The 2,512-nt window shown below is 67.0% G+C and carries 3 protein-coding genes; 2 read left to right on the plus strand and 1 reads right to left on the minus strand.

Annotated features, from left to right (window positions below):
• The coding region (locus AC1DO7_RS40920; protein ID WP_441624450.1) for an ABC transporter substrate-binding protein at positions 1-616 on the minus strand (616 nt) is incomplete at its 3' end.
• A gap of 267 nt (positions 617-883) precedes the next feature.
• Here AC1DO7_RS40920 and AC1DO7_RS40925 point away from each other — a divergent pair.
• Entirely contained in the window at positions 884-1,771 is an 888-nt protein-coding gene (locus tag AC1DO7_RS40925; protein WP_441624452.1) for a GNAT family N-acetyltransferase, read from the plus strand.
• 181 nt (positions 1,772-1,952) lie between these two features.
• On the plus strand, positions 1,953-2,512 hold a 560-nt coding region (locus AC1DO7_RS40930; RefSeq protein WP_477117540.1), incomplete at its 3' end, for an aminotransferase class III-fold pyridoxal phosphate-dependent enzyme.

The following is a 2,512-nucleotide window of genomic DNA, read 5'->3' on the forward strand; positions in this document are numbered from 1 at the left end:
TGACGATGAGGAAGTGGAAGGTGCCCAGGATCACCGGCAGGTCGGCATTGGGGCTGGTGAGCACCACCGTGACCTCGTTCGGGCCGGTGGCTTTCACGCTCTCGATCTGCTCGGCCAGCACCTTGGCCTTGGAAGCGGTGGCGGGGTCCCTGTGGCGCATGATCGAATACACCACGTCGGCCGGGGACAACGCCTTGCCGTCGTGGAAGGCCACGCCCTTGCGCAGCGTGAAGACCCAGGTCTTGGCATCGGTCGTGTTGAACGACTCGGCCAGCGCCGGCCGCGGCGTCAGGCTGCCATCGAGCGAGGTCAGGCCGTTGTAGACCATGTTGCAGCGCACGTAGTCGTTCTGGTTCGACTGTTTGGACGGATCCAGCGTATCGGACGCGGCCGCCGTGGCGGCTGCCACGCGGATGCGGCCACCCCGCTTGGGCGTCTGTGCATGGGCCTTGACCGCCACGCCGGCCAGGCTGCCAGCCAGCGTGGCCTGCATGCCGCCCGCCAGCAGCATCGCCAGGACGTCACGCCGCGTCGCCCCGCGCTTGAGCAAATCCATCACACGAAGGCTTTCGCCGGGGCCGACAAGGTTCTCGAACTCTTTACGGCTTTCGCTCATCGTAGTGCTCCTGGTTGGTCTGGAAAGGCCGGCGGGTGCGGACTTGTCACGACGCACCGCGAATGACTGCAGGTCATTCATGCTAGTCAAGAAGGCTCAGCATTTGTCCCTGTTACAGCCTGCGCTACCGCATTGAATTGCAAATCCGGCACCTCCGGCAGACGAATCTTGCAAGTTACGGATAAACCCCAACTCGTTCTGGCTCGACCGAACGATGTCGTTCAAGATAAATGCCGGTGCCAACCTTTCTTCCCGAGGACAACGCCCATGTTTGCCCCGCTTCCACATGCCCAGGACACCATTGCTGACGACGGCGTGGTGCTGCGCCCGATGACTGCCGACGACCTGACGCGCGCCCACGCCCTGTCGCAGGAACAGCGCTGGCCCCATCGCCTGACCGACTGGGAGCAGATGTTCGCGCACGCCGAGGGCATCGTAGCCGAACTCGATGGCCAGTTCGTCGCCACTGCCCTGCGCTGGCGCTGGGGCAAGCACCACGCCACCATCGGCATGGTGATCGTCACGCCGGCGTGCCAGGGCCGGCGCATCGGCTACCGGCTGATGCGCGCGCTGCTCGAAGGCCTGGACGAATGCACCGTGCTGCTGCACGCCACGGCCGATGGCCGCGGCCTGTACGAGCGCCTGGGCTTCGCGCGCACCGGCGAGGTTTGCCAGCACCAGGGCACGGCCCAGCCTGCCCCGTTGATCGCCCTGCCCGACGGCTGGCGCCTGCGCCCCGCGGGCCACAACGAGGCCGGTGCGCTGCACCGGCTCGACGCGCAGGCGCGCGGCATGCCCCGCAAGGCATTGGTCAACGACCTGCTGGCCAGCGCCGAGGCCTGCGTGGTGCTGGACTTAGAAGGCGAAGCGCGCGGCTTCGCCATGCTGCGCCGCTTCGGGCGCGGCCATGCCATCGGCCCGGTAGTAGCGCCCGGCGCCAATGGCGCCAAGGCGCTGGTCGCATACCTGACCGGCCTGAATGCGGGCAACTTCACGCGTATCGACATCGACTGCGCCAGCGGGCTGGGTGAATGGCTGGACAGCATTGGCCTGCCGCGCGTGGACGCGCCCACGACCATGGTGCGCGGCGCACCAATCGCCACGCCTCCAGGGGCGCCGGCGCCGTTCGCACTCGTGACCCAGGCCATGGGCTAAAGACCCGCCAGGTTGCTGGAAGCGCACTACCAAACAATCTGCTGCCACGGCCCGCATAACAGCAGCCTGCTTCGTTCAGCCCCCTCAATGCAGCATCACGCCATGTGCCGCCTGCCGTAACCTTGAGGCAAAGGCCAGCCTGTTGTGCTGCGCACACGAATTGACGCGAACGGACCCTGCCATGACCCAACTCACTGACCTGCCCCAGCTCGCCGCRCTTGAAGCCGCCGATCGCGCGCACCTTATCCACCCTGTGTCGCCCTGGCGCGTGCACGAGCAGCGCGGCCCCACGGTGCTGTCTTCGGGCCGCGGCGCGTGGCTGACCGACGCCAACGGCCACGAAGTGCTCGACGCCTTCGCAGGGCTGTGGTGCGTCAACGTGGGCTACGGCCAGGAAAGCGTGGTGCAGGCCGCCGCCGAGCAAATGCGCCGCCTGCCCTACGCTACCGGCTACTTCCATTTCAGCAGTGAGCCGGCGATCCGCCTCGCCGACAAGCTGGTGCAGATCACGCCCCGCTCGCTGAACCACGTATATCTCACTCTGGGCGGCTCCGAGGCGGTCGATACGGCCGTGCGTTTCATCACGCAGTACTTCAACGCCACCGGGCGCCCGTCGAAGAAGCACTTCATCTCGCTGGAGCGCGGCTACCACGGCTCCTCGTCGACGGGCGCCGGCCTCACCGCCCTGCCTGCGTTCCACCGCGGCTTTGACCTGCCGCTGCCGACGCAGCACTACATCCC

The organism is Cupriavidus sp. 05N40 (assembly GCF_056397305.1).

Bases quoted from the DNA above. Each gene is read 5' to 3' on its own strand.
- AC1DO7_RS40925 (WP_441624452.1), top strand. From the start codon at position 884: ATGTTTGCCCCGCTTCCACATGCCCAGGACACCATTGCTGACGACGGC.